This window comes from Kineococcus siccus (assembly GCF_009906795.1).
GTDB classification, from domain to species: domain Bacteria; phylum Actinomycetota; class Actinomycetes; order Actinomycetales; family Kineococcaceae; genus Kineococcus; species Kineococcus siccus.
This window is the reverse complement of the sequence record NZ_JAAALN010000046.1, coordinates 1-21566: the sequence shown is the minus strand read 5'-3', so window position 1 is coordinate 21566 and position 21566 is coordinate 1. Positions and strand designations below refer to the sequence as shown.

Here is a 21566-nt window from a genome sequence, read left to right as displayed (position 1 = left end):
GGGACGCGGTCGGGGGGTGCCCGCCCGGGCGGGCGGGATCGTCGTCGCTGTCATGGGAGGACTGTCGGCCGCCGACCTCCACGGGGTGTGGGGCGGCGCTGTGGTGGGCCTGTGGGCCCGTGGCCCACCCGAACCCGGGTCGGGCGGTGCGTCAGGCGGTCGGCCGGTTCACGCGGTCGGCAGGCTCACGCGGAACGCCGTGCGGCCCGGGGCGCTGGCGACCGAGACGGAACCGTGGTGGGAGGCGACGACGGCGTCGACGATCGCCAGGCCGAGGCCCGTGCTGCCGGCCTCCCGCGAACGCGAGGAGTCGCCGCGCGCGAACCGCTCGAAGACGTGCGGCAGCGTCTGCGGGGGGATGCCCGGCCCGTCGTCGACGACCTCGAGGTGCGCCGCACCGGCCGCGCGGTGGATGCCGACGGTGACGGTGGTGCCCGGGGGCGTGTGGGTCCGGGCGTTGGCAAGCAGGTTGGCCAGCACCTGGTGCAGGCGGCCCTGGTCGCCGACGACCTCGACGGCCTCCTCGGGCAGGTCCAGGCGCCACGTGTGGTCGCGCCCGGCGACCCGGGCGTCGCTGACCGCGTCGAGCACGATCATCGTGAGGTCGACGGGGTCGCGCTCGAGGGGGCGGCCCGCGTCGAGGCGGGCCAGCAGCAGCAGGTCCTCGACCAGGCCGGTCATCCGCACGGCCTCGGACTCGACGCGTCCCATGGCGTGCAGCACGTCGGCGGGCACGGCGTCGCGGCTGCGCCGGGTCAGCTCCGAGTACCCGCGGATCGCCGCGAGCGGCGTCCGGAGCTCGTGCGAGGCGTCCGCGACGAACTGCCGCACCTGCAGCTCGGAGTCGTGGCGGGACTCCAGCGCGCTGCGGACGTGGTCGAGCATCCGGTTCAGCGCGAGGCCGACGCGACCGACCTCGGTCCGCTCGTCGGTGTCGGCCATGGGGACCCGGTCCTCCAGGCCCACGTCACCGCGGTCCAGCTGCAGCTCCGAGACGCGGGCGGCCGTCGCCGCGACGCGCTGCAGGGGGAGGAGGTCGCGGCGGATGAGCAGCGAGCCGAGGACCGCGGCGGCGCCGACACCGACGAGCAGGGCGAGGGCCTCGACGGCCAGGACGTTGCGCACGGTCCGGTCGACCCCGGCGACCGGCAGCCCGGTGACGGCCACGGAACCGTCGGGTCGCTCCCGCGCCGTGAGGCGGTAGGCCCCGAGTCCGGGCAGGTCGACGGTGGTGTGCCCGCTTCGGGCGACGGCGCCCAGCGGCGCGGCCTGGGCCGCCGTGAGGGGCACGCTGCAGGCCTGCTCCGCGTCGGTCTCGAGGACCCCGGAGTCGGCGAGGTCCACCCGGCCGCCCGCGAACTGCGCGTACAGCGTGCCGTCGACCTGGCCCAGGCCGACGAACGCCCGGGTGGTGCCAGCCGGGCACGCGGTGGTGGTGTCGCCGGGGCCGGGCGGCCCCCCGCCCGGCGGCCCGCCGCCGCGGAACTGCCCCTCGACGAGGCGTTCGGTCCGGCCCGCGGTCTCGTCGACCTGCGCGTTGAGCTGACCGTTCAGCGTGTGCCGCAACGCGATCGTCGTGACCGCACCGATGACGAGACCCACCCCCAGGAGCAGCGCGATCGTCGTCACCAGCAACCGGCTGCGCAGCGTCTGCGGCGTCAGCCGGGTCCGCAGGGGGCTCACGCGGGCGGTGCGGCGTCCGCCGGCTTCAGCACGTACCCCGCACCGCGCACCGTGTGGATCATCGGGTTCCGGCCGGAGTCGATCTTCCGGCGCAGGTAGGAGATGTACAGCTCGACGATGTTCGCCTGACCGCCGAAGTCGTAGTTCCACACCCGGTCGAGGATCTGCGCCTTCGACAGGACGCGCCGCGGGTTGCGCATGAGGTAGCGCAGCAGTTCGAACTCGGTGGCCGTGAGGCGGATCTCGGTGCCCGCGCGGGTCACCTCGTGGCTGTCCTCGTCGAGCACCAGGTCGCCCACGGCGAGCACGGGTTCCTGCTTCGCGGCCGCGAGGCCCGAGCGGCGCAGCAGGCTGCGCAACCGGGCGACGACCTCCTCCAGGCTGAACGGCTTCGTGACGTAGTCGTCGCCGCCCGCCGTGAGCCCCGCGACGCGGTCCTCGACGGCGTCCTTGGCCGTGAGGAACAGCACCGGCACGTCGGTCGCGTCGGCCCGCAGGCGGCGCAGCACCTCGAGTCCGTCGATGTCCGGCAGCATGATGTCCAGGACCACCGCGTCGGGGCGGAAGGTGCGGGCGGCCCGGACGGCCTCCAGGCCGTTGCCGGCGGTCTGCACCTCCCAGCCCTCGTAGCGCAGGGTCATGCTGAGCAGCTCGGACAGCGTCGACTCGTCGTCGACCACGAGCACTCGCAGGGCGGTGCCGTCGAGGCGGGAGAGCTCCGTGCGGCGGGCGGCGGTCGGCGCGGTCATGCCTCGATCATCCGGCCCGATGCTGCGGTCTGTCCCGAGAAGCCCTGTGCTGGACCTGTGAGTGCTCGTTGCCCCGGCGGCGGGGACCCGCGGCACCGTCAGGAGGCGGCGAGCCGGTCCGTCGGGACGGCCCGCGCCAGCGCGAGCACGCGCTGGACGGCCGTGCGCGCGGGGGAGTGCACGCACGAGCCACCGGCCCGCGCGGTGCAGCGGTCGAGCTGCTCCACGAACCGCACCGCCGTGGTGTCCACCCCGGTCACGGCGCGCACGTCCAGGCGGACGCGGGGGTGCTCGCGGCCGTGGCAGTGCGTCTCGGCCTCGACCAGGACCTCGTCCAGGCGCGCGGTCAGCAGCACGTCGACGTCGCCGCGCAGGACGACCTCGAGGACGTCGCCGCGCCGGCGGGTCGTGACGCTGGACGGGGGCACCTGCGCGTCGCCGGCGTTCTGGGGCAGGGCGTTCTGAGACAGGGAGGACGAGGACGAGGACGTGGAAGGCAGGGTGGTGGAGGGCAGGGCGGTGGAGGGCAGGAGGGCCGCCGCGGAGGGCAGGTCGGCGCCGCGCGGGGCCGTGCCCCCGGCGCAGCTCACGAGCCGGATGCGGACGTCGTCGGTGGTGCTGGTCGTGGCGGTGGTGGTCACGGCGGTCTCCTCGGTCGGTGGCCTGGCGGGGTGCCCCGGCGGGTGCTCCCGCGGTCGCGACGAGCCTCGACCGGCGACGTGAGGACGGGTCCGGTGCCGGCTGTGGGTCTGCTGGCACCGCGGCGCCGCGCCGGTACCGGCGCCGCCGGCGGCTACCGTGACGCCGTGGCCGACCTGTTCTCCAGCCCCGGGCTCGACGACGAGCCCGGCGCCGGCCCCGACGTCCCCACCGTCCTCGCGGGGGCCCCGCTCGCCGTCCGGATGCGCCCGCGCACGATCGACGAGGTGGTCGGCCAGCAGCACCTGCTCGGCCCCGGCTCGCCGCTGCGGCGCCTGGCGTCGGAGGAGGACCTGGGCCGGGCCGGCCCGGCGTCGGTGATCCTCTGGGGCCCGCCCGGGACGGGGAAGACGACCCTGGCCCACGTGCTGGCCCGCTCCGGCGGGCGTCGCTTCGCCGAGCTGTCCGCCGTCACCGCGGGCGTCAAGGACGTCCGCAAGGTCATGGAGGAGGCCCGCGACGGCCGCGACCTCTACCGCCGCCAGACCGTGCTGTTCCTCGACGAGATCCACCGCTTCACCAAGGCCCAGCAGGACGCGCTGCTGCCGGGGGTCGAGAACCGGTGGGTCGTCCTGGTGGCCGCGACGACCGAGAACCCGAACTTCTCCGTCGTGACACCGCTGCTGTCCCGGTCGCTGCTGCTGACGCTGCAGCCGCTGGACGTCGACGACGTCCGCGGCCTGCTCGAGCGGGCCGTCGCGGACCCGCGGGGGCTGGCGGGGGAGGTGGAGCTGTCGGAGGAGGCGCTCGCCCACCTCGTGCGGCTCGCGGACGGCGACGCGCGGCGGGCGCTCACCGCGTTGGAGGCCGCCGCGGGCACCGCGTTCGACGACGCCTCCGCCGGTGCGCCGCGCATCACCCTGGTGCACGCGGAGACCGCCCTCGACCGCGCGGCCGTCCGCTACGACCGCGCGGGCGACCAGCACTACGACGTCGCGAGCGCGCTCATCAAGTCCATGCGGGGCAGCGACGTCGACGCGGCGCTGCACTACCTGGCGCGGATGCTGGAGGCGGGGGAGGACCCGCGGTTCATCGCCCGCCGCATCGTCATCGCGGCGTCCGAGGACGTCGGCATGGCCGACCCCAGCGCCCTGCAGACGGCCGTCGCGGCCCTGCACGCCGTCGCCCAGATCGGGATGCCCGAGGCGCGCATCGTCCTGGCCCAGGCCGTCGTGCACAACGCCGTCGCGCCCAAGTCCAACGCGGTCTACACCGGCATCGGCGCGGCCATCGCCGACGTCCGCGGCGGCCTCGCGGGCACCGTCCCGCCGCACCTGCGCGACGCCCACTACTCCGGCGCGGCCCGCCTCGGCCACGGCAAGGGCTACCAGTACTCCCACGACGCCCCCGCCGGCGTCGCCGAGCAGCAGTACGCGCCCGACGAGCTCGTGGGCAGGGACTACTACGTCCCCACCGACCGGGGGTTCGAGGCGCAGGTCCGCGAGCGCCTGACCCGGCTGCGCCGCATCGTCCGCGGCCGCTGACGCGCCACGACCCGCGGCCGCTGACGCGCCACCACCCGCGGAACTAGGGTCCGGGCGTGCCCGGTCTGCGATCCACCCTCACCCGGCTGCTCGCCGTCGGCGGCCGCGCCGCCCTGGCCGAGCTCGAGCGCCGCAGTGCGGCGCCCCGCCGGACCCCCGACACCGTCGCCGCGGGCCGGGAGCGCCCGCGGCCCCGGCGCGGGGGCGCCGCGGCCGCCGCGGGGGGCGTGCAGGTCGAGTACGCGCCGCGGGCCGACGGCTCCCCCGACCCGGGCGAGGTCGTCTGGACCTGGGTGCCCTACGAGGAGGACGACGGGCGCGGCAAGGACCGCCCCGTCCTCGTCGTGGGTCGCGCGGGCGCGGACCTCGTCGGGCTCATGCTGACGAGCAGGGACCACGACGGACGTCCCGCCGACGGCCGCAGCTGGGTCGACGTCGGCACCGGGGCCTGGGACCGGCAGGGCCGGCCCAGCGAGGTCCGCGTCGACCGCGTGCTCACGGTCTCGCCCGCGGACGTGCGCCGCGAGGGGGCCGCGCTGCCGCGGGACCGCTTCGACGAGGTGGTGGCGCAGGCCCGGCGGGTCAACGGCTGGTAGGGGACCCCTCCCGGCGGCGGGCCGGGTCCCCGCGTCCGGCGGGGCGGCGGTGCGGTCGCGCAGGGTAGGGTCGCAGGCCGTGTCGGTAGGAGACTGGGCGGGACTGATCGCGGCGCTGGCCTTCGTGGCCCTCGTGGCCGTCCTCGCCGTCCCGCTCGTGAAGCTGGGCCGCGTCCTGGACGAGACCCGGGCGACCGTGAAGCAGATCTCCGACAGCACCGGACCGCTCCTGGCGTCGGTGACGGAGGCGGTGTCGACGACCAACGCGCAGCTGGCGAAGGTGGACACCGTGACCACGAGCGCCGCGCAGGTCAGCACCAACGTCTCGGCCCTCACGGGGCTGTTCGCCGCCACGCTGGGCACGCCCGTCGTGAAGGTGGCCGCCTTCAGCTACGGCGTGCGGTCGGCGCTGCGGCGCGGCCGGGCGCGGTCGTGACGAGCCGGCAGCTGGCCGGCGGAGCGCTCGCGGTGGTGGCCGCCGCGGCCGTCCTGGTGCGCCGCCGCCACGGCTCGCTCGCGGCCTTCGCGGGGGCCGTCACCGAGGCCGCGGCGCAGCGCGAGGCGGAGCTGCGGCTCGCCCTGGGCCTCGACGCGGGCGGCGTGCCGGTCGAGGCAGCGCGCAGACTGGTGCAGGAGCCCACCGGGTCGCACCCGGACCTCCCCTAGGGCCGCAGGACCCGCACGACCACCGCAGGACCACGAGCAGCACCCCCGAACCACGAGCAGGAGGCATCATCCGATGCAGACGGCAGAGATCCGTCGCCGCTGGCTGGAGTTCTTCGAGAGCAAGGGCCACACCGTCGTGCCCAGCGCCTCGCTGGTCTCCACCGACCCCAGCCTCATGTTCACGGTGGCCGGGATGGTGCCCTTCATCCCGTACCTCACCGCCCAGGTGCCCGCGCCGTACCAGCGGGCCACGAGCGTGCAGAAGTGCCTGCGGACGCTCGACATCGAGGAGGTCGGCAAGACCACGCGGCACGGCACGTTCTTCCAGATGAACGGCAACTTCTCCTTCGGCGACTACTTCAAGCGCGAGGCCATCGACTTCGCGTGGGCGCTGCTGACCACCCCGCAGGCCGACGGGGGGCTGGGGTTCGAGCCGGAGCGGCTGTGGGTCACGGTCTACCTCGACGACGACGAGGCCGAGGCCCTGTGGCGCGGCATCGGCGTTCCGGCGGAGCGCATCCAGCGCCGCGACAAGGCCGACAACTACTGGCACACCGGTCAGCCCGGCCCCGGCGGGCCCTGCTCGGAGATCTACTACGACCGCGGGCCCGCGTTCGGCGCCGAGGGCGGTCCGGAGGCCGACGAGGACCGCTACATCGAGATCTGGAACCTCGTGTTCATGCAGTACCAGCTCTCCGCGGTCCGCTCCAAGACGGACTTCGACGTCGAGGGTGAGCTGCCCGCGAAGAACATCGACACCGGCATGGGGCTGGAGCGCGTCGCGTTCCTGCTGCAGGGCGTCGAGAACATGTACGAGATCGACGAGGTCCGGCCCGTGCTGGACCGCGCGGCGCAGCTGTCGGGCAAGCGCTACGGCGCGGTGCACGACGACGACGTCCGCCTGCGCGTCGTGGCGGACCACGTCCGCAGCGCCCTCATGCTCATCGGCGACGGCGTGACCCCCGGCAACGAGGGCCCCGGCTACGTGCTGAGGCGGCTCATCCGCCGGGCGGTGCGCGCCATGCGCCTGCTGGGCGTCGAGGAGGAGGCGCTGCCGCACCTCCTGCCCGCGTCGATGGAGGTCATGAGCGCGTCCTACCCGGAGCTGCGCCGCGACTTCGAGCGCATCGCGGCGGTCGCCTACGCCGAGGAGGACGCGTTCCGCCGCACCCTCGTCTCGGGCACCACGCTGTTCGAGACCGCGGTCCGCCAGGCGAAGTCCGCGGGCGCGACGTCGCTGTCGGGTGAGCGCGCGTTCGCGCTGCACGACACGTTCGGCTTCCCGATCGACCTGACGCTGGAGATGGCCGCGGAGCAGGGCGTCTCCGTCGACGAGGCGGGCTTCCGGCGCCTCATGGCCGAGCAGCGCGACCGCGCGAAGGCCGACGCGCGCGCCAAGCGGGCCGGTGGCGTCGACCTCTCGGGCTACCGCGCGCTGCTGGAGAGCCTGTCCGCGCCGGTGCTCTTCACGGGCTACGAGGAGCCGTCGTCGGAGGCCCGGGTGTCCGTGCTCCTCGTCGCGGGCGCCTCGACCCCCGCGGTGCGGGCGGGCGAGGACGTCGAGGTGGTCCTGGACCGCACCCCGTTCTACGCCGAGGGCGGTGGCCAGCTCGCCGACCACGGCCGCATCGTCTCCGCCTCCGGCGCGGTCGTGGAGGTGCACGACGTGCAGCAGCCCGTGCGCGGGCTGTACGTGCACAAGGGCACCGTCACGAGCGGGGAGCTGACCGCGGGGGACGCCGTGCACGCCGAGGTCGACGCGACCCGCCGGCGCTCGATCAGCCGCGCCCACACCGCGACCCACCTCGTGCACCAGGTGCTGCGCGAGCACCTGGGCGACACCGCCACGCAGGCGGGGTCGGAGAACGCGCCCGGGCGGCTGCGGTTCGACTACTCCGCCACCTCCTCGGTCGCCCCGCAGGTCGTGCAGGACATCGAGGCCGTGGTCAACGGCCGCGTCACCGACGACCTCGAGGTCCGCGCCGACGTGATGGACCGCGAGTCGGCGCTGAACTCGGGCGCCATGGCGCTGTTCGGCGAGAAGTACGGCGACCGGGTGCGCGTGGTGTCGATCGGCGGGGACTGGTCGAAGGAGCTGTGCGGGGGGACGCACACGCTCACGTCCGCGCAGGTCGGGCTGGTCTCGATCGTCTCGGAGTCCTCCATCGGCTCGGGCGCGCGGCGCATCGAGGCCCTCGTGGGCGACGACGCGTACGCCTTCCTCTCCCGCGAGCACGTGCTGGTCAACCAGCTCACCGACGTCGTCAAGGCGCGCCCGGAGGAGCTGCCGGACCGCATCGGCGCGCTCATGACCCGCCTGCGCGACGCGGAGAAGGAGATCGCGAAGCTGCGCGCGGGGCAGGCTCTCGCGGCGGCCCCGCAGGTCGCGGCCGCGGCGAAGGACACCTTCGGCGTCTCCGTCGTCGTGCACGACGCGGGAGCCGCCTCGGCGGACGACCTGCGCACCCTCGTGCTCGACGTCCGCGCGCGCCTGGGCAACGACCGGCCCTCGGTCGTCGCCGTCGCGGGCGTCGCCAAGGACCGGCCCGTCGTGGTCGTGGCGACCAACGAGGAGGCGCGCCGCTGGGGCGTCAAGGCCGGTGAGCTCGTGCGCGGCGCCGCGAAGACCCTCGGCGGCGGCGGGGGCGGCAAGGACGACGTCGCCCAGGGCGGCGGCCAGGACGCGGCCAAGGTCGGCGAGGCGCTCGCGGGCATCGAGCACGCCGTGGGCCAGCGCGTCACCGGGAGCGCCTGACCTGTGACGCAGGGCATCCGGCAGGGCGTGCGACTCGCCGTCGACGTGGGCAGCGTCCGCGTCGGCGTCGCGACGTGCGACCCTGCTGCGATGCTCGCCACCCCCCTGCGGACGCTCGTGCGCGACGACGCGCACGACGAGGACGTCGCGGAGGTCGCCCGCGAGGCGGCCGGCCGCGGCGCCGTCGAGGTCCTCGTCGGTCTGCCCCTGTCCATGGACGGCTCCGAGGGGCCGGCGGCGCACCGGGCCCTGGACTACGCGGGGCGGCTCGCCCGCGCCGTCGCCCCGGTCCCCGTGCGGATGGTGGACGAGCGGCTCAGCACCGTCGACGCCCACCGCGTGCTGCACGCCGCGGGCCGTCGCGAACGGTCGTTCCGCGCGGTGGTCGACCAGGTCGCGGCCGTCGTGCTGCTGCAGGCCGCGCTGGACGTCGAGCGCAGCACGGGACGTGCGCCCGGACGGGTGGTCGGCACCGGGAACCGCAAGCCGCGGACCGCGCGGCGGCAGGCTGGCGCGGACACGACACCGGCGGCCACGTCGGCGAGCACGTCGGCGAGCACGTCGGGGACCGCGCCGGGCACGACCCCGGCGCGCACCGACGCCGAGGGAGGGCGGGACGCGTGATGGACCTGACGGACCTGCCGGGGTCCTCGCGCCCCGACGGCCACGGCCGGCGCCAGCGGCGCCGCGTGCGCCGGCGCCGCACCCTCGTCGTCGTCCTGGTGGCCCTCGCCCTGCTGGGCGGCGGCACGTGGGCCGCGTGGGGCACCCTGGGCCCGCTCGTCGCGAGCGTCACCGCGAGCGACGATTACGAGGGCGCCGGCACGGGCCAGGTCGACGTCCGGGTCGCCGCCGGGGACACGGGCACGAGGATCGGTGCGACCCTGGCCGCGGCGGGCGTCGTGAAGTCGCAGAGCGCCTTCGTCAAGGCGGCCACGGCGCAGCCGGACACGGCGGGCATCCAGCCGGGCACCTACCGGCTGAAGAAGGAGATGTCCGGCGCGGCCGCGGTGGCGCTGCTGCTCGACCCGGCCGCCCGCATCACCACGAAGCTGACGATCCCCGAGGGGTTGCGCGCCACCCAGGTGCTCGACCGCATCGCGGAGCAGACGCCCATCACGCGCGCCGACCTCGACGCCGCCCTGCAGGACCCGGCGGCGCTGGGGCTCCCGCCCGCGGCGAACGGCGCCGTGGAGGGCTACCTCTTCCCGGCGACGTGGGACGTGAACCCCGACGAGACGGCGGTGCAGCTGCTGTCGAGCATGGTGGCGCGCACGAACCAGGCGCTGGCCGAGCTGGGCGTCCCCGCCGACGCGGTGCACGACGTCGTGGTCAAGGCGAGCATCGCCCAGAAGGAGGCGCGCACGCCCGAGGACATGGCCAAGGTCGTGACGGTGCTCGACAACCGCCTCGCGGCGGACCGCCCGCTGCAGCTGGACTCCACCGTGAGCTACGCGGTGAACGGCAGCACGGTCACCACGACCGAGGCCGAGCGCGCCACGGACTCGCCGTACAACACCTACCGCAACCCCGGCCTGCCGGTGGGCCCGATCAGCAACCCGGGCGAGGACGCCCTGCGGGCCGCCATCAACCCGGAGCCGGGCCCCTGGCTGTACTTCGTGACGGTGAACCTGGCGACGGGGGAGACCCGCTTCGCCACGACCGACGCCGAGCACGCCGCCAACGTGCAGCTGTTCCGGCAGTACCTGAGGGAGAACCCGCAGGGGTGAGCGCTCCGCGCACCGACTCCGGGCCCCGGCCGTGAGGGCGGCGGTCTGCGGCTCACCGATCCAGCACTCCCTGTCCCCGGCCCTGCACCGCGCCGCCTACGCGGCGCTCGAGCTGGACGGCTGGGAGTACGACCTCCTCGAGGTCGACGAGGAGCGGCTGCCGCAGGTCGTCGACGCGCTGGACGCCACGTGGGCGGGCCTGTCGCTCACGATGCCCCTGAAGCAGGCGATCGTCGGGCTCGTCGACGAGGTCAGCGACTTCGCGCGGGCCGTGGGTTCCGTCAACACCGTCGTCGTGCAGCCGCGGCTGGACCGCCGCGGCGTGCCCGGCCGGCGCGGGGTGCGGCTGCGCGCCGAGAACACCGACGTCATCGGCCTGGTCACCGCGCTCGCCGAGGCCGGCGCCGAGCGCGTCGCGCGGGGGGTCGTGCTGGGTGGGGGAGCCACGGCGCGCTCGGCCGTCGTCGCCCTGCTGCAGGCCGGCTGCGCCCGTCCCGTCGTCGTCGTGCGCAGTCCGGCGCGGGCGGCGGAGCTGCGCGCCGTCGCCGCCCGGCTCGGCGGTGAGCTCGACGTGCGCGACTGGGCGGAGCTCCCGGTGGCCCTCACCGCGGACGTCGTGGTGTCCACGGTGCCCATCGGGGCCTCGCCCGCGATGACGGAGGCGCTGCTCGGCCCCTTCCGGCCCGTGTGGTGGCCCGTCCTGCTCGACGTCGTCTACGCGCCGTGGCCGACGCCGCTGGCGGCGGCGTGGGGCGGGGTCGCCGTCGGCGGCTTCGAGATGTTGCTGCACCAGGCCGCGGCCCAGGTGCAGCTGATGACGGGCCGCACGCCGCCCGTCGAGGCCATGCGGGCCGCGGGTCTCGCGGCCCTGCGCGCCCGCGCCCAGGCCTGAGCGGGTCCACCCCCCGCGGCGGCGCCGCTGATCGGCTCAAGGCGGGGTGCGCGGCGGTCGATGCAGTCCCTCGGAGCGCTCGCGACCAGCGGCGCCGTCGAGGGGAGCGAGATGGACGACGCGGGCCAGGGCAGCAGCCCGGTGGACACCGGGCCGGCCGCCGTGCGAGCCGCCGAGCCGGGCGGGGTGCCCGTGCAGGCGGTGCGCCGCGACGTGGCCTCCCTCCTCGCCCCAGACCCCCTCGAGCACCGGCCGGCCGCCCCGGGCAGCGCGCCGGCCGACGCCGCGGTGACGGCGCCGCCGCTGAAGGTCAACGACGTCCTCATCGCCGCCCTGCGGCTCGGCGCCTCCGACGTGCACCTGACCACCGGGGCGCAGCCGACCGTCCGGCTCTCCGGTGAGCTGACCGCCATGGAGGGCTTCGCCAAGCTCGCCGCCCTCGACCTGCACCGCATGGTCTACGCGATCCTCACGCAGAAGCAGCGGGAGACCTTCGAGGCGAACCTCGAGCTCGACTTCGCCTACCAGGTCCCCGGGCACTCGCGGTTCCGCGTCAACGTCTACCGGCAGCGCGAGTCCGTGGGCGTGGCGTTCCGGCGCATCCCCTACGAGATCAAGCCGCTCGAGGACCTCGGCGTCCCGCCCGTCGTGGGCAGCTTCGCGGGCCTGCAGCGGGGTTTCGTCCTCGTCACGGGCCCGACGGGTTCCGGCAAGTCGACGACGCTGGCCTCGATCGTGGACCTCGCGAACCGCACCCGCAAGGACCACATCATGACGGTCGAGGACCCGATCGAGTTCCTCCACCGGCACAAGTCCTGCCTCGTGAACCAGCGCGAGGTGGGCGAGGACACGAAGTCCTTCAGCTCCGCGCTCAAGCACGTCCTGCGCCAGGACCCCGACATCATCATGGTCGGCGAGATGCGCGACCTCGAGACCATCTCCGTCGCCCTGACCGCGGCCGAGACGGGGCACCTCGTGTTCGGGACGCTGCACACGCAGGACGCGGCCCAGACCATCGACCGGGTCATCGACGTGTTCCCGCCGCACCAGCAGCAGCAGATCCGCGTCCAGCTCGCCGGTGCGCTGCAGGGCGTCGTGTGCCAGACGCTGTGCAAGCGCGCCGACGGCCGCGGCCGCGTCGTCGCCACCGAGGTGCTCGTCGCCACGCCGGCGATCCGCAACCTCATCCGCGAGGGCAAGACCCACCAGATCGGTTCCGCCATGCAGAGCGGCGGGCAGTTCGGGATGCACACCCTCGACCAGCACCTCGCCGAACTCGTCCGCACCCGCCAGATCACGTTCGAGCACGGCCTGGAGAAGTGCCACGCCGCCGACGAGTTCCGCCGCCTCACGGGCCGCTGAGAGGACTGAGCGCCATGGCCGCCGCCACCAGGACCCCGCCCAGGAACAGCAAGCTGAAGACGTTCGACTACGCCGTGCGCGACCGCACGGGCAAGCTCGTCAAGGGCAGCCTGGAGGCCAACGACGCCACGGCCGTGGTGGCCCGGCTCCGCAGCCAGGGCATGGCGCCGGTCTCGGTCCAGGAGTCGAAGGTCGGCCGCGGCCTCAACGTCGAGATCACGATGCCGGGGTCGACGCGCGTCACCCTCAAGGACCTGGCCCTCATGTCGCGGCAGTTCGCGACCATGGTGTCGTCCGGGCTGTCGCTGCTGAAGGCCCTGTCGATCCTCGCCGACCAGACCGCGAGCAGGAAGCTCGCCTCGACGCTGCAGCACGTCCGCGGCGAGGTCGAGACCGGCGTGTCGCTGTCGACCGCTCTGGCGAAGCACCCGGGCATCTTCCCGCCACTCATGATCAACATGGTCCGGGCGGGCGAGGTCGGCGGCTTCCTCGACCAGGTGCTCGTCCAGCTCGCGGAGAACTTCGAGGCCGAGGTGAAGCTGCGGGCGAAGGTGAAGTCGGCCATGACCTACCCCGTCGTGGTGTTCGTCATCGCGATCGCCGCCGTGGTCGGCATGCTGCTGTTCATCGTCCCGATCTTCGCGACGATGTTCACCGACCTGGGTGGCGACCTGCCCCTGCCGACGCAGATCCTCGTGACCCTCTCGGCGGGGATGCGCGTCGGTGCCCCGGTCCTCGCGGTGCTCGCGGTCGTCGTGCCGCTGGTCTGGCGCCGGGTGAAGAACCGGGCCGCGGTCCGCAACGTGGTCGAGCCGCTGCTGCTCAGGGCACCCATCTTCGGGCTCCTCGTCCAGAAGATCGCGCTCAGCCGGTTCAGCCGGAACCTCGGGACCATGCTGCGCTCGGGTGTGCCGATCCTGCAGAGCCTCGAGATCGTGGGCAGCGCGAGCGGCAACGTCGTCATCGAGCGCGCGGCGAGCGACGTCATGGAGAGCGTCCGCCAGGGTCGGTCCCTGGCCGCGCCGCTCGCGGAGCACAAGGTGTTCCCCCCCATGGTCGTGCAGATGATGACGGTCGGGGAGGACACGGGCGCCCTCGACGAGATGCTGCACAAGATCTCCGACTTCTACGACCAGGAGGTCGAGGCGACGACGGAGGCCCTGACGAGCCTCATCGAGCCGCTGATGATCGCCTTCCTGGGCGGCATCATCGGCGCGATGATCATCGCGATGTACATGCCGATCTTCGGGGTCTTCGAACTCATCCAGTGAGGACCCGCCCCGCCGGCCCGTGAGCGCTCCGCTCACGGGCCGTCGTGCGTCTCGGCCGTCCGCGTTGGGCCTCCCGGGTGACGTGGCGAACAGGTGCTCAAGCCCTCAACGCGATCGGCCGAGAACCACGGGGTAAGGAGCCGCGACCGGTGCACAGCCGGGTCGCGCAGTGCGAGCGGCTCAGTCAACTCACCGAAGGGGAGCACCTGATGCTCGCTCGCTTCCGCAAGTCCATGGACGAGAAGGACCAGGGCTTCACCCTGATCGAGCTCCTCGTCGTCATGATCATCATCGGCATCCTCGCGGCCATCGCGATCCCGGTGTTCCTCAACCAGCGCAAGTCGGCCGTCGACTCCGCCCTGAAGTCCGACCTGAACACGGTCGCCCAGGCCATGGAGCTCTACGCGGTCGACAACCAGGCCTATCCGAGCACCGTGGCGGTCTCCGGCACGACCGTCACGCTCTCGGGCGCCGCCGGGTCGCCGAGTCAGACCACCAACATCTCGACCGGCAACACGGTCTCCCTCGGCACGGCGACGGTCACGGGCTCCTACTGCGTCATCGCCACCCGGGTCGCCGACCAGTCCCCGGGTACCCAGACCGCGTGGGTCTTCAACAGCGCCAAGGGTGGCCTGCAGGCCAAGGGCACGACGAGCTGCGGCCCCGCGACCGCGACCCCCTGACGTCCTTCTCCACCGCAGGGCCGTGCCGTCCGCGGCGCGGCCCTGCGTTGTGTCCGAGAGAACGCACAGCGGTCGTGAGTCCCCCTCATCTCAAGAGGTCCCGCTCGACGACCGATCCACCAGGTGAACCCGCGCCGCACCGGCGCCACCACCCGACGCCAGGAGACGACGTGCGCAACCGCTGGCGGCCGGCCGGGGACGACGAGGGGTTCACCCTCGTCGAGGTCATCGTGGCCCTCGCCCTGCTCGCCCTCGTGGCGGCCGCCACGCTCACGTTCTTCATCCGCGGTGCGAGCTCCGCCACCGGGCTGCAGCGCCAGCAGGCCGCCGTGGGCGTGGCGACGCAGCACCTGGAGCTGGCCCGCTCCGTGAGCCCCGCGAACCTCCTCAAGGGGCGCTACGCCGCGGCGGTCGACGCGCAGTGGGGCGCGTCCACGGCTCCCGACCTCGCGCTGACGTGGCGCGCGAGCACCGGCCCCGCACCCACGGCGCCCGCGGTGCCGGTGGCGCAGGCGGTGCCGCTCGCCGGCAGCGCCACGGTGTCGAACCAGCTCTACTCGACGTCGACCCTGATCGGGCACTGCTACCGCGACCGCGCTGCCGCCGGGGCGGCCAGCGCCCCCTGCACGCGCGCGGGCGGGTCGGCGGCGGGCGTGGCCGATCCCGGCTACGTGAAGCTGTACCGCGTCGTCGTCGAGGTCACCTGGCGGACCGCCGGCCGCGGCGCCGGCTGCGCGGCCGGCGTGTGCACCTACCGCGCCTCCACGCTCGTCGACCCGACGACCGACCAGCGCTGGATCGTGTCGTCCCCGCCGGTGGGCAGCCTGACGCCGCGACGCGTGCCCGCGCAGTCCGCCGCCGCACCCGTGGCCGTGGACCTGCAGATCGTCACCGCCGGCCGCAACGTCAGCGACGGCACCCGCTTCACCATCCAGTCCAGCGGTGTGAGCCGCGGCAAGCTCCTCGTCGACGGCGTGGCCTACGACGCGGCCAAGGGCGTCCGCAGCGGCAAGAAGCTCACCTACACGCCCCTGGCGAACGACGTGGGCAGCTACAGCCTCACGTACACCCTGCGGAACCCGGACGGCCAGGCGTCCGAGGTCACGACGCTGACCATCGCGGTGGTCCCCAACGTCCTCGCCGACGCGGGGAGCGTGGCGGCGGGGGCGAAGGGCACGCTCGACTTCGGGGCCAACGACGTGCCGGCCACCTACGGCGACAAGGTCGTCGTGAGGTCCTTCAGCCAGGCGTCGGGCGCCTGCAGCGCGACCAGCTGGACCGCGAACGGCACCCTGACCTTCACGGCCGGCGCGGCGGGCAAGTGCACCTGGAAGTACCAGGCGCGGGGGAACACGACGGCGACCAGCGGGTTGACGTCGGACGAGACGACCATCACCGTGACGGTGTCCTGATGCCGCGCCCCACGGCCCCCGAGCGACGCGGCGACGCCGGGTACTCGCTCGCGGAACTCCTGGTCGCGATGAGCATCTTCGCCGTCGTGCTCGGGGTCTTCATGTCCGGGCTGCTCGTCATGTCCTCCGGCACCAACCGGGTGCAGAAGGTCGGCGCCTCCGCGGACGCCCTGCGGAAGTCGTTCACGGTCCTCGACCGGCAGGTCCGCTCCGCCGACGCCGTCAACCGGCCCGGGGCCAGCAACGGGCGCTACTTCGTGGAGTTCCGGACCGCCGGGACCGCCGAGGTGCCGGCGGCCTGCTACCAGTGGCGCTACTCCGTGGCGACGGGAACCCTCGCCTACCGCACGTGGCCCACCTCCGGTGCCCCCGCCTCGACGTGGACCACGACGGCCACGGGGCTGCGGACCGACGTCGACGCGGTGTCGCCCAAGGCGGTCCCGTTCACGCTGGGCGCGGCGGGGGAGGCGACGGTCACGGCCACCGGCGACGTCGCCTTCAGCCGCACGCGCGCCCGGCTGACCGTCGACATCGGCAGCGCCCGCAGCGCCGGCCGCAACGAGCAGCTGGCCACGACGTTCGTCGCGGCCAACACGGGCCCCGACTCACCCGGCAACCGCGACGACAACAAGGACGGCGTCAGCGACTCACCGGTCTGCGGCGCCCCGACGACGAGGACGTGAGGCAGTGATGACGCCGACCAGAGCGCGGACGCTCCTGCGGGAGCGCCGTGCCGGCCTCGCGCGCGGCGGCGACGAGGGCGTCGCCCTCCTCCTCGTGCTCATGACGATGGCGATCGCCGCGACCCTGAGCCTGCTCGTGCTCGGTGTCGTGCTCTCGCAGGTGCAGCCGACCCAGATGCAGCAGAAGACCACGCGCACCGTCGCGGCGGCGCAGGCGGGCGTGGACGCCGCCCTCGCGCAGATCCGGACGGCGGAGGGGACCGCGACGGTGGTGGGCCGCGTCGGCGACCCGACGAAGCTGCCGTGCGAGGTGACGGGAACGGTGGGCGACAACGCCGACGGGGCCGCCTTCCGCGTCACGATCAGCTACTTCGACACCAACCCCAGCACGCTGACCCGCGACGAGCGCGCCCTGCGCGACATCACCTGCACCCCCGGGCAGGGCACGGGGGCCCTCGTCCCCAGCTTCGCCGTGCTGTCCTCCGCCGCGAGCGGGAAGCCTCTGGCGGGCCGGACGGCCGACAGCGGCGACCGGTCGATGGAGTCGCTGTACGCCTTCGAGATCTCCAACGAGAACGTCCCCGGTGGCCGGATGTTCTCGGTCAACCAGAAGTTCTGCCTCACGGTCGCCTCGCCCGCGGTCGGCGTCACGGTCACGTACACCGCCGCGGCCGGCTGCCCGACCGGCGGCGCCCTGACCTCCTGGGTCTACGACAAGGACTACGCCCTGAAGCTGGCGAGCACGCTCACCGGCACCCCCCTGTGCATCTCCGCGCCGCTGGCCTCGGGCGTCGACGCGACGCTGCAGACGTGTGCGGTGGGAGACCTCAAGCAGCAGTGGAGCTACGAGGGAGGCGCCCGCTTCAGGGGCCAGAAGGCCGCCGCCGGCAACGGCACCAAGAACTCCTCCGACTACGGGGCCTACTGCCTCACGGCGTCCACGACCGACGCGACGAAGCTCCAGGGGGCGCGGCTGCAGTCGGGCACCTGCTCCTCGGACACCGAGCACGGCTCCTTCAGCCCCGATCCCAGCGTGGGGGCGGGTGCGGCGTCGGTCGAGACCCAGCAGATCGTCAACTACCTCGAGTTCGGCCGGTGCATGGACGTGACGAAGGGGGACCTCTCCTACGCCTACATGATCGTCTACCCCTGCAAGCAGGACCCCAGCGGGGGGACCAAGCTGTCCTGGAACCACAAGTGGTCCTACGTCGAACCGGCTGCGGGGCAGTCGACCACGGCACCCCAGCGCATCACGGTCACGAACGGGGGGACGTACTGCCTGCAGGTGCCGGCGCAGACGGTCGTCGACGGGGACGTGACCTTCACGAGCGCCTGCTCGGCGACCGAGCCGCGCCAGCAGATCGTCCGCACCTACGCGGTGCCGGGCAGCTACACGTCGAGCTACACCTTCACCGACACCTGGGGGCGCTGCCTGTCGCTCGGCCCGAAGAAGGAACCCAGCGTCGTCGGCGTCAAGTGGTCCACCATCGTCGCGGCCGCCTGCACGGGCGGGTCCGAGCAGAAGTGGAACGCCCCGGCGAGCGGGCAGAAGACGGGCCTGACCGGGACCCGCGAGACGACGTATGACCAGCCCTGACCCGGGCCTCGCGCTGGCCGTCCTGTGCGGCGTCGTGGGCCTGCTCATCGGCTCGTTCCTCAACGTCGTCGTGCACCGCGTGCCGCGCGGGGAGTCGGTCGTGCACCCGCGCAGCGCGTGCCCGGGCTGCGGCCACGCGATCCGCGGCCGCGACAACGTCCCGGTGCTCTCGTGGCTGCTGCTGCGCGGTCGCTGCCGCGACTGCGGGGCGCGCATCAGCCGGCGCTACCCCGCGGTGGAGCTCGGCACCGGGCTGCTGTTCGCCGGCGTCGCCGTCGTCGTGGGGCCGTCCTGGGCGCTGCCCGCCTACCTCTACCTCGCGGCGATCGCCGTGGCCCTGGCCCTCATCGACGTCGACGTGCACCGCCTCCCCGACGCGATCGTCCTGCCGTCCTACCCCGTGGCGCTCGTGCTCCTCGGCGCGGCGAGCCTCCTGGGCGCCGACGGGGCCGCGTTCCTGCGTGCGCTCGCCGGCGCCGGGGCGCTGTTCGGCCTCTACGCCGTCCTGTGGTTCGTCCGGCCGGGCGGCATGGGTCTCGGCGACGTGAAGCTCGCGGGGGTCCTCGGGCTCTACCTCGGCTGGTGGGGCTGGGACGCCCTCGCGGTCGGGGGTTTCCTCGCGTTCGTGCTGGGCGGGCTCGTGAGCCTGCCGCTGCTGCTCAGCGGCCGGGCCGGTCGCCGCACGGCCATCCCCTTCGGGCCCTCGATGCTCGCGGCCGCCCTGGCAGCCCTCGTCGTGGCGGCCCCCCTGTCGGGCTGGTACCTCGCGCTGGTCGGGCTCGGGCCCACCGCCTGAGCCGGCCCCGGCCCCGTCCGGCCCAGCCGGGCCCCTGCGGCGTCACTGCGCGTCGCCGAACGCTCAAGCCCGCGCCGCCGGGGACCGATCACTGAGGGGCCACCACCCCCGCCGGACCGCACGCGCGGACCGCACCCCGAGGAGACGACGTGCCCCGACGTACCGCGATCGGCCTCGACATCGGGACGTCGGGAGTGCGCGCGGCGGAGCTGTCCTTCGGCTCGGGCGGGACCACGCTGGAGAAGTTCGGCCAGGTCGCGATCCCGCCGGGAGCCGTGAAGGACGGCGAGGTCGTCGAGCAGGCCGTCGTCGTGGACGCCCTCAAGGCGCTCTGGAAGGGCAGCCGGTTCGGCAGCCGCAAGGTCGCCCTCGGGGTCGCCAACCAGCGCGTGGTCGTCCGCCAGGTCGACCTGCCCTGGGTCCCCGCCGCGGAGCTCAAGCAGTCGCTGCCGCTGCAGGTGCAGGACTACCTGCCCATGCCGGTCGCCGACAGCGTCATCGACTTCCACGTCACCGAGGAGCTGCACTCCGGGGGCGCCCGCGTGCTGCGCGGCCTCCTCGTGGCCGCGGCCCGCGACATGGTGATGTCCAACGTGCGCGCCGTGGAGGCCGCGGGCCTGCGCGCCACGTCCGTCGACCTGAGCTCGTTCGCGGTGCTGCGGTCCGTGGGCCGCCCGCACAGCGAGGTGGCCACCGAGGCCCTCATCGACGTCGGCTCCCGCGTCTCCAACCTCGTCGTGCACTCCGGTGGCGTGCCCCGCTTCGTGCGCGTGCTGCTCATGGGCGGCCAGGACGTCACCGACGCCATCGCGGAACGGCTCGGCGTACCCCTCGACCTCGCCGAGGCCATCAAGCGCTACGGCGCCGAGGACGCGACGCCGCAGGACCTGGAACTCACCGGCAGCGCCGTCGACCTCATGCTCGAGGCGTTCGTCGACGAGATCCGCTCGTCCATCGACTACTTCTCCGCCTCGAACCCGCAGTACCGGCCCGAGCGGATCGTGCTGACCGGCGGCGGTTCGCTGCTGCCCGGGATCGCGGCGCGGCTCGAGGAGGCCACCCGCATCCCCGCCCGCGCGGGCGACCCGATCTCCCCGCTGCACCTCGGCCGCACCGGCCTCGACGAGGAGCAGCTGCTGCTCCTGCAACCCCTCGCCGCCGTTCCCGTCGGCCTCGCCCTCGGAGTCGTGTCATGAGCTTCGCCACCCTGGAAGCCGTGGCGACGCAGTCCGTCGTCGCCCGGGTCGACCTCCTGCCGGAGGGTTTCGACGACGCCCGCCGGTTCCGGCGCGTGCAGCTCGGCCTCGGCGCCGGCCTGCTCGCGGTCGTGGGCCTCGTGGGGCTCGCCGCCGTCATCGGCGCGGGCCACGTGCGCGCCGCGGAGGACGCCCTGGCCGCCGAGCAGACGCGCACCCTGCAGCTGCAGCGCCAGCAGGCGGCGTACCGCGAGGTGCCCGTCGTGGCCGAGCAGCTCGACGCCGCCCGCTCCGCGCAGCGCGCCGTCACCGCCTTCGACGTCAGCTGGTTCGGCATGCTCGACGCCGTCGCCGCGAACACCCCGGCCGCGACCTCCGTCACCACGATGACGCTCACGCTGGACCCCGCCGCGACCGCTCCCGGCGGTGCGGGGATCGTCCCCGCCGCCGACCCGCTGGGCGTGCCCGGGGTCGGCGGGGTGACCGTCGTCGGCACCGCCCCGTCCCAGGACGCCGTCGCGTCCCTCCTCGAGGGGCTGGCGCGGGTCCCCGGGCTCGCGCACCCCCTCGTGTCGTCGTCGACCGCGGCCGCCGGCACCGCCGGGGTGTCGTACACGACGACGGCCACCATCACGCCCGACGCCCTGCTGAACCAGCAGTGACGCGGCCCGAGACGGAGTGCAGACCATGACGATGCGCAAGTCCACCCTGTGGGCGCTCGCGACCGCGGTGATCGCCGTGCTGCTCCTCGTGGGCGCGTGGTTCCTGCTGCTCGGCCCCCAGCGGGCGGCGGCCGCGGACCTCGCGACCCAGCGGAACTTCGTGGCGCAGCAGAACGACCAGCTGGCGCTGAACCAGGCGCAGCTGCAGAGCCAGCTCGAGCAGCTGCCCGAGCAGAAGGCGCGGCTCGCCGCGATCGTCGCGAGCATGCCGGGCGACGCCCAGCTCCCGCAGCTGCTGCGGCAGCTGGAGTCCTCCGCGCTGAACTCCTCCGTCACCCTGACGTCCGTGGTCCCGGGCAAGCCCACCGCCTACGACCCCTCGGCGACCACGGCGCCCGGCGTCGTGAGCGTCCCCGTCGTCGTCACGGTCGCCGGCACGTTCGGCGAGGTGCAGCTCTACCTCGAGCAGCTGCAGGCCGACTCGACGCGGTTCTTCCTCATCGACACCGTCGGGCTGACCGCCGGCACGGGCAGCGTGAGCGGGGCGTCCACGGGACTCACCGCGACCATCACCGGCAAGGTGTTCGTCCTCACGGCCGAGCTCACCGCGGCTGCGACCCCCGCCGCGCCCGCGGCTGCGACCCCCGCCG

General features: G+C 74.3%; 21 protein-coding genes. 18 read left to right on the top strand and 3 right to left on the bottom strand.

The window, feature by feature from the left end; translation table 11 throughout:
* Positions 1 to 168: 168 nt before the first annotated feature.
* From GTR02_RS07765 to GTR02_RS07755, 3 genes are all read right to left on the bottom strand, one after another.
* On the bottom strand, positions 169 to 1683 hold the full coding sequence (locus GTR02_RS07765; RefSeq protein WP_338073653.1) for a sensor histidine kinase: 1515 nt from the start codon (positions 1681 to 1683) through the stop codon (positions 169 to 171).
* Positions 1680 to 2432: a response regulator transcription factor gene (locus GTR02_RS07760; RefSeq protein ID WP_166606909.1), complete on the bottom strand. Its 753-nt coding sequence runs from the start codon at positions 2430 to 2432 to the stop codon at positions 1680 to 1682. Before GTR02_RS07760 ends, GTR02_RS07765 begins: the two co-directional genes overlap by 4 nt.
* A 98-nt stretch (positions 2433 to 2530) precedes the next feature.
* Positions 2531 to 3073: an STAS domain-containing protein gene (locus GTR02_RS07755; protein ID WP_166606908.1), complete on the bottom strand. Its 543-nt coding sequence runs from the start codon at positions 3071 to 3073 to the stop codon at positions 2531 to 2533.
* 165 nt (positions 3074 to 3238) lie between these two features.
* Here GTR02_RS07755 and GTR02_RS07750 point away from each other — a divergent pair, with 165 nt between their 5' ends.
* From GTR02_RS07750 to pilO, 18 genes are all read left to right on the top strand, one after another.
* Entirely contained in the window at positions 3239 to 4615 is a 1377-nt protein-coding gene (locus GTR02_RS07750; RefSeq protein ID WP_338073652.1) for a replication-associated recombination protein A, read from the top strand.
* 56 nt (positions 4616 to 4671) lie between these two features.
* Positions 4672 to 5211, top strand: coding sequence for a type II toxin-antitoxin system PemK/MazF family toxin (locus GTR02_RS23740; RefSeq protein ID WP_166606907.1), 540 nt, complete (start codon positions 4672 to 4674; stop codon positions 5209 to 5211).
* A gap of 79 nt (positions 5212 to 5290) precedes the next feature.
* The gene (locus GTR02_RS07740; RefSeq protein ID WP_166606906.1) at positions 5291 to 5647 is read left to right on the top strand and encodes a DUF948 domain-containing protein; all 357 of its coding nucleotides are present in this window, start codon (positions 5291 to 5293) and stop codon (positions 5645 to 5647) included.
* The gene (locus GTR02_RS07735) at positions 5644 to 5877 is read left to right on the top strand and encodes a hypothetical protein (RefSeq protein ID WP_166606905.1); all 234 of its coding nucleotides are present in this window, start codon (positions 5644 to 5646) and stop codon (positions 5875 to 5877) included. Before GTR02_RS07740 ends, GTR02_RS07735 begins: the two co-directional genes overlap by 4 nt.
* 73 nt (positions 5878 to 5950) lie before the next feature.
* Positions 5951 to 8632, top strand: a complete 2682-nt coding sequence (gene alaS, locus GTR02_RS07730; protein WP_166606904.1) for an alanine--tRNA ligase — start codon at positions 5951 to 5953, stop codon at positions 8630 to 8632.
* Positions 8633 to 8635: 3 nt separating this feature from the next.
* Positions 8636 to 9256, top strand: a complete 621-nt coding sequence (gene ruvX, locus GTR02_RS07725; protein ID WP_338073651.1) for a Holliday junction resolvase RuvX — start codon at positions 8636 to 8638, stop codon at positions 9254 to 9256.
* Positions 9256 to 10362 carry an endolytic transglycosylase MltG gene (mltG, locus tag GTR02_RS07720; protein ID WP_166606911.1) on the top strand — a complete coding sequence of 369 codons (1107 nt, stop codon included), beginning with the start codon at positions 9256 to 9258 and terminating at the stop codon, positions 10360 to 10362. The genes ruvX and mltG overlap by 1 nt, the downstream gene beginning before the upstream one ends.
* Before the next feature lie 31 nt (positions 10363 to 10393).
* A complete protein-coding gene (locus GTR02_RS07715) occupies positions 10394 to 11254 on the top strand; it encodes a shikimate dehydrogenase (protein ID WP_166606903.1) in 861 nt (286 codons plus the stop codon).
* A gap of 60 nt (positions 11255 to 11314) precedes the next feature.
* A complete protein-coding gene (locus GTR02_RS07710; RefSeq protein ID WP_240895272.1) occupies positions 11315 to 12616 on the top strand; it encodes a type IV pilus twitching motility protein PilT in 1302 nt (433 codons plus the stop codon).
* A 14-nt stretch (positions 12617 to 12630) separates the two neighbouring features.
* Positions 12631 to 13887, top strand: coding sequence for a type II secretion system F family protein (locus GTR02_RS07705; RefSeq protein ID WP_166606902.1), 1257 nt, complete (start codon positions 12631 to 12633; stop codon positions 13885 to 13887).
* A gap of 209 nt (positions 13888 to 14096) precedes the next feature.
* On the top strand, positions 14097 to 14570 hold the full coding sequence (locus GTR02_RS24295) for a prepilin-type N-terminal cleavage/methylation domain-containing protein (protein WP_166606901.1): 474 nt from the start codon (positions 14097 to 14099) through the stop codon (positions 14568 to 14570).
* A 170-nt stretch (positions 14571 to 14740) separates the two neighbouring features.
* Entirely contained in the window at positions 14741 to 15982 is a 1242-nt protein-coding gene (locus GTR02_RS07695; RefSeq protein ID WP_166606900.1) for a prepilin-type N-terminal cleavage/methylation domain-containing protein, read from the top strand.
* Positions 15982 to 16665, top strand: a complete 684-nt coding sequence (locus GTR02_RS07690) for a prepilin-type N-terminal cleavage/methylation domain-containing protein (protein ID WP_166606899.1) — start codon at positions 15982 to 15984, stop codon at positions 16663 to 16665. Before GTR02_RS07695 ends, GTR02_RS07690 begins: the two co-directional genes overlap by 1 nt.
* Before the next feature lie 7 nt (positions 16666 to 16672).
* Positions 16673 to 18262, top strand: coding sequence for an RICIN domain-containing protein (locus tag GTR02_RS07685; RefSeq protein WP_166606898.1), 1590 nt, complete (start codon positions 16673 to 16675; stop codon positions 18260 to 18262).
* A complete protein-coding gene (locus GTR02_RS07680; protein WP_166606897.1) occupies positions 18249 to 19058 on the top strand; it encodes a prepilin peptidase in 810 nt (269 codons plus the stop codon). Before GTR02_RS07685 ends, GTR02_RS07680 begins: the two co-directional genes overlap by 14 nt.
* Before the next feature lie 149 nt (positions 19059 to 19207).
* A complete protein-coding gene (gene pilM / locus GTR02_RS07675) occupies positions 19208 to 20254 on the top strand; it encodes a type IV pilus assembly protein PilM (protein WP_166606896.1) in 1047 nt (348 codons plus the stop codon).
* The gene (locus GTR02_RS07670; protein WP_166606895.1) at positions 20251 to 20916 is read left to right on the top strand and encodes a PilN domain-containing protein; all 666 of its coding nucleotides are present in this window, start codon (positions 20251 to 20253) and stop codon (positions 20914 to 20916) included. The genes pilM and GTR02_RS07670 overlap by 4 nt, the downstream gene beginning before the upstream one ends.
* 25 nt (positions 20917 to 20941) lie before the next feature.
* Positions 20942 to 21566, top strand: a 625-nt coding sequence (gene pilO, locus GTR02_RS07665) for a type 4a pilus biogenesis protein PilO (protein WP_166606894.1), incomplete at its 3' end; no start/stop codon positions are given.

What these genes read in the sequence shown, in the direction of transcription:
- GTR02_RS07705 (WP_166606902.1), top strand. Translation starts at nt 12,631, where the DNA reads ATGGCCGCCGCCACCAGGACCCCGCCCAGGAACAGCAAGCTGAAGACG.
- GTR02_RS07760 (WP_166606909.1), bottom strand. Translation starts at nt 2,432, where the DNA reads ATGACCGCGCCGACCGCCGCCCGCCGCACGGAGCTCTCCCGCCTCGAC.
- GTR02_RS07670 (WP_166606895.1), top strand. Translation starts at nt 20,251, where the DNA reads ATGAGCTTCGCCACCCTGGAAGCCGTGGCGACGCAGTCCGTCGTCGCC.
- GTR02_RS24295 (WP_166606901.1), top strand. Translation starts at nt 14,097, where the DNA reads ATGCTCGCTCGCTTCCGCAAGTCCATGGACGAGAAGGACCAGGGCTTC.
- alaS (WP_166606904.1), top strand. Translation starts at nt 5,951, where the DNA reads ATGCAGACGGCAGAGATCCGTCGCCGCTGGCTGGAGTTCTTCGAGAGC.
- GTR02_RS07710 (WP_240895272.1), top strand. Translation starts at nt 11,315, where the DNA reads ATGCAGTCCCTCGGAGCGCTCGCGACCAGCGGCGCCGTCGAGGGGAGC.
- GTR02_RS07680 (WP_166606897.1), top strand. Translation starts at nt 18,249, where the DNA reads ATGACCAGCCCTGACCCGGGCCTCGCGCTGGCCGTCCTGTGCGGCGTC.
- GTR02_RS07690 (WP_166606899.1), top strand. Translation starts at nt 15,982, where the DNA reads ATGCCGCGCCCCACGGCCCCCGAGCGACGCGGCGACGCCGGGTACTCG.
- mltG (WP_166606911.1), top strand. Translation starts at nt 9,256, where the DNA reads ATGGACCTGACGGACCTGCCGGGGTCCTCGCGCCCCGACGGCCACGGC.
- GTR02_RS07685 (WP_166606898.1), top strand. Translation starts at nt 16,673, where the DNA reads ATGACGCCGACCAGAGCGCGGACGCTCCTGCGGGAGCGCCGTGCCGGC.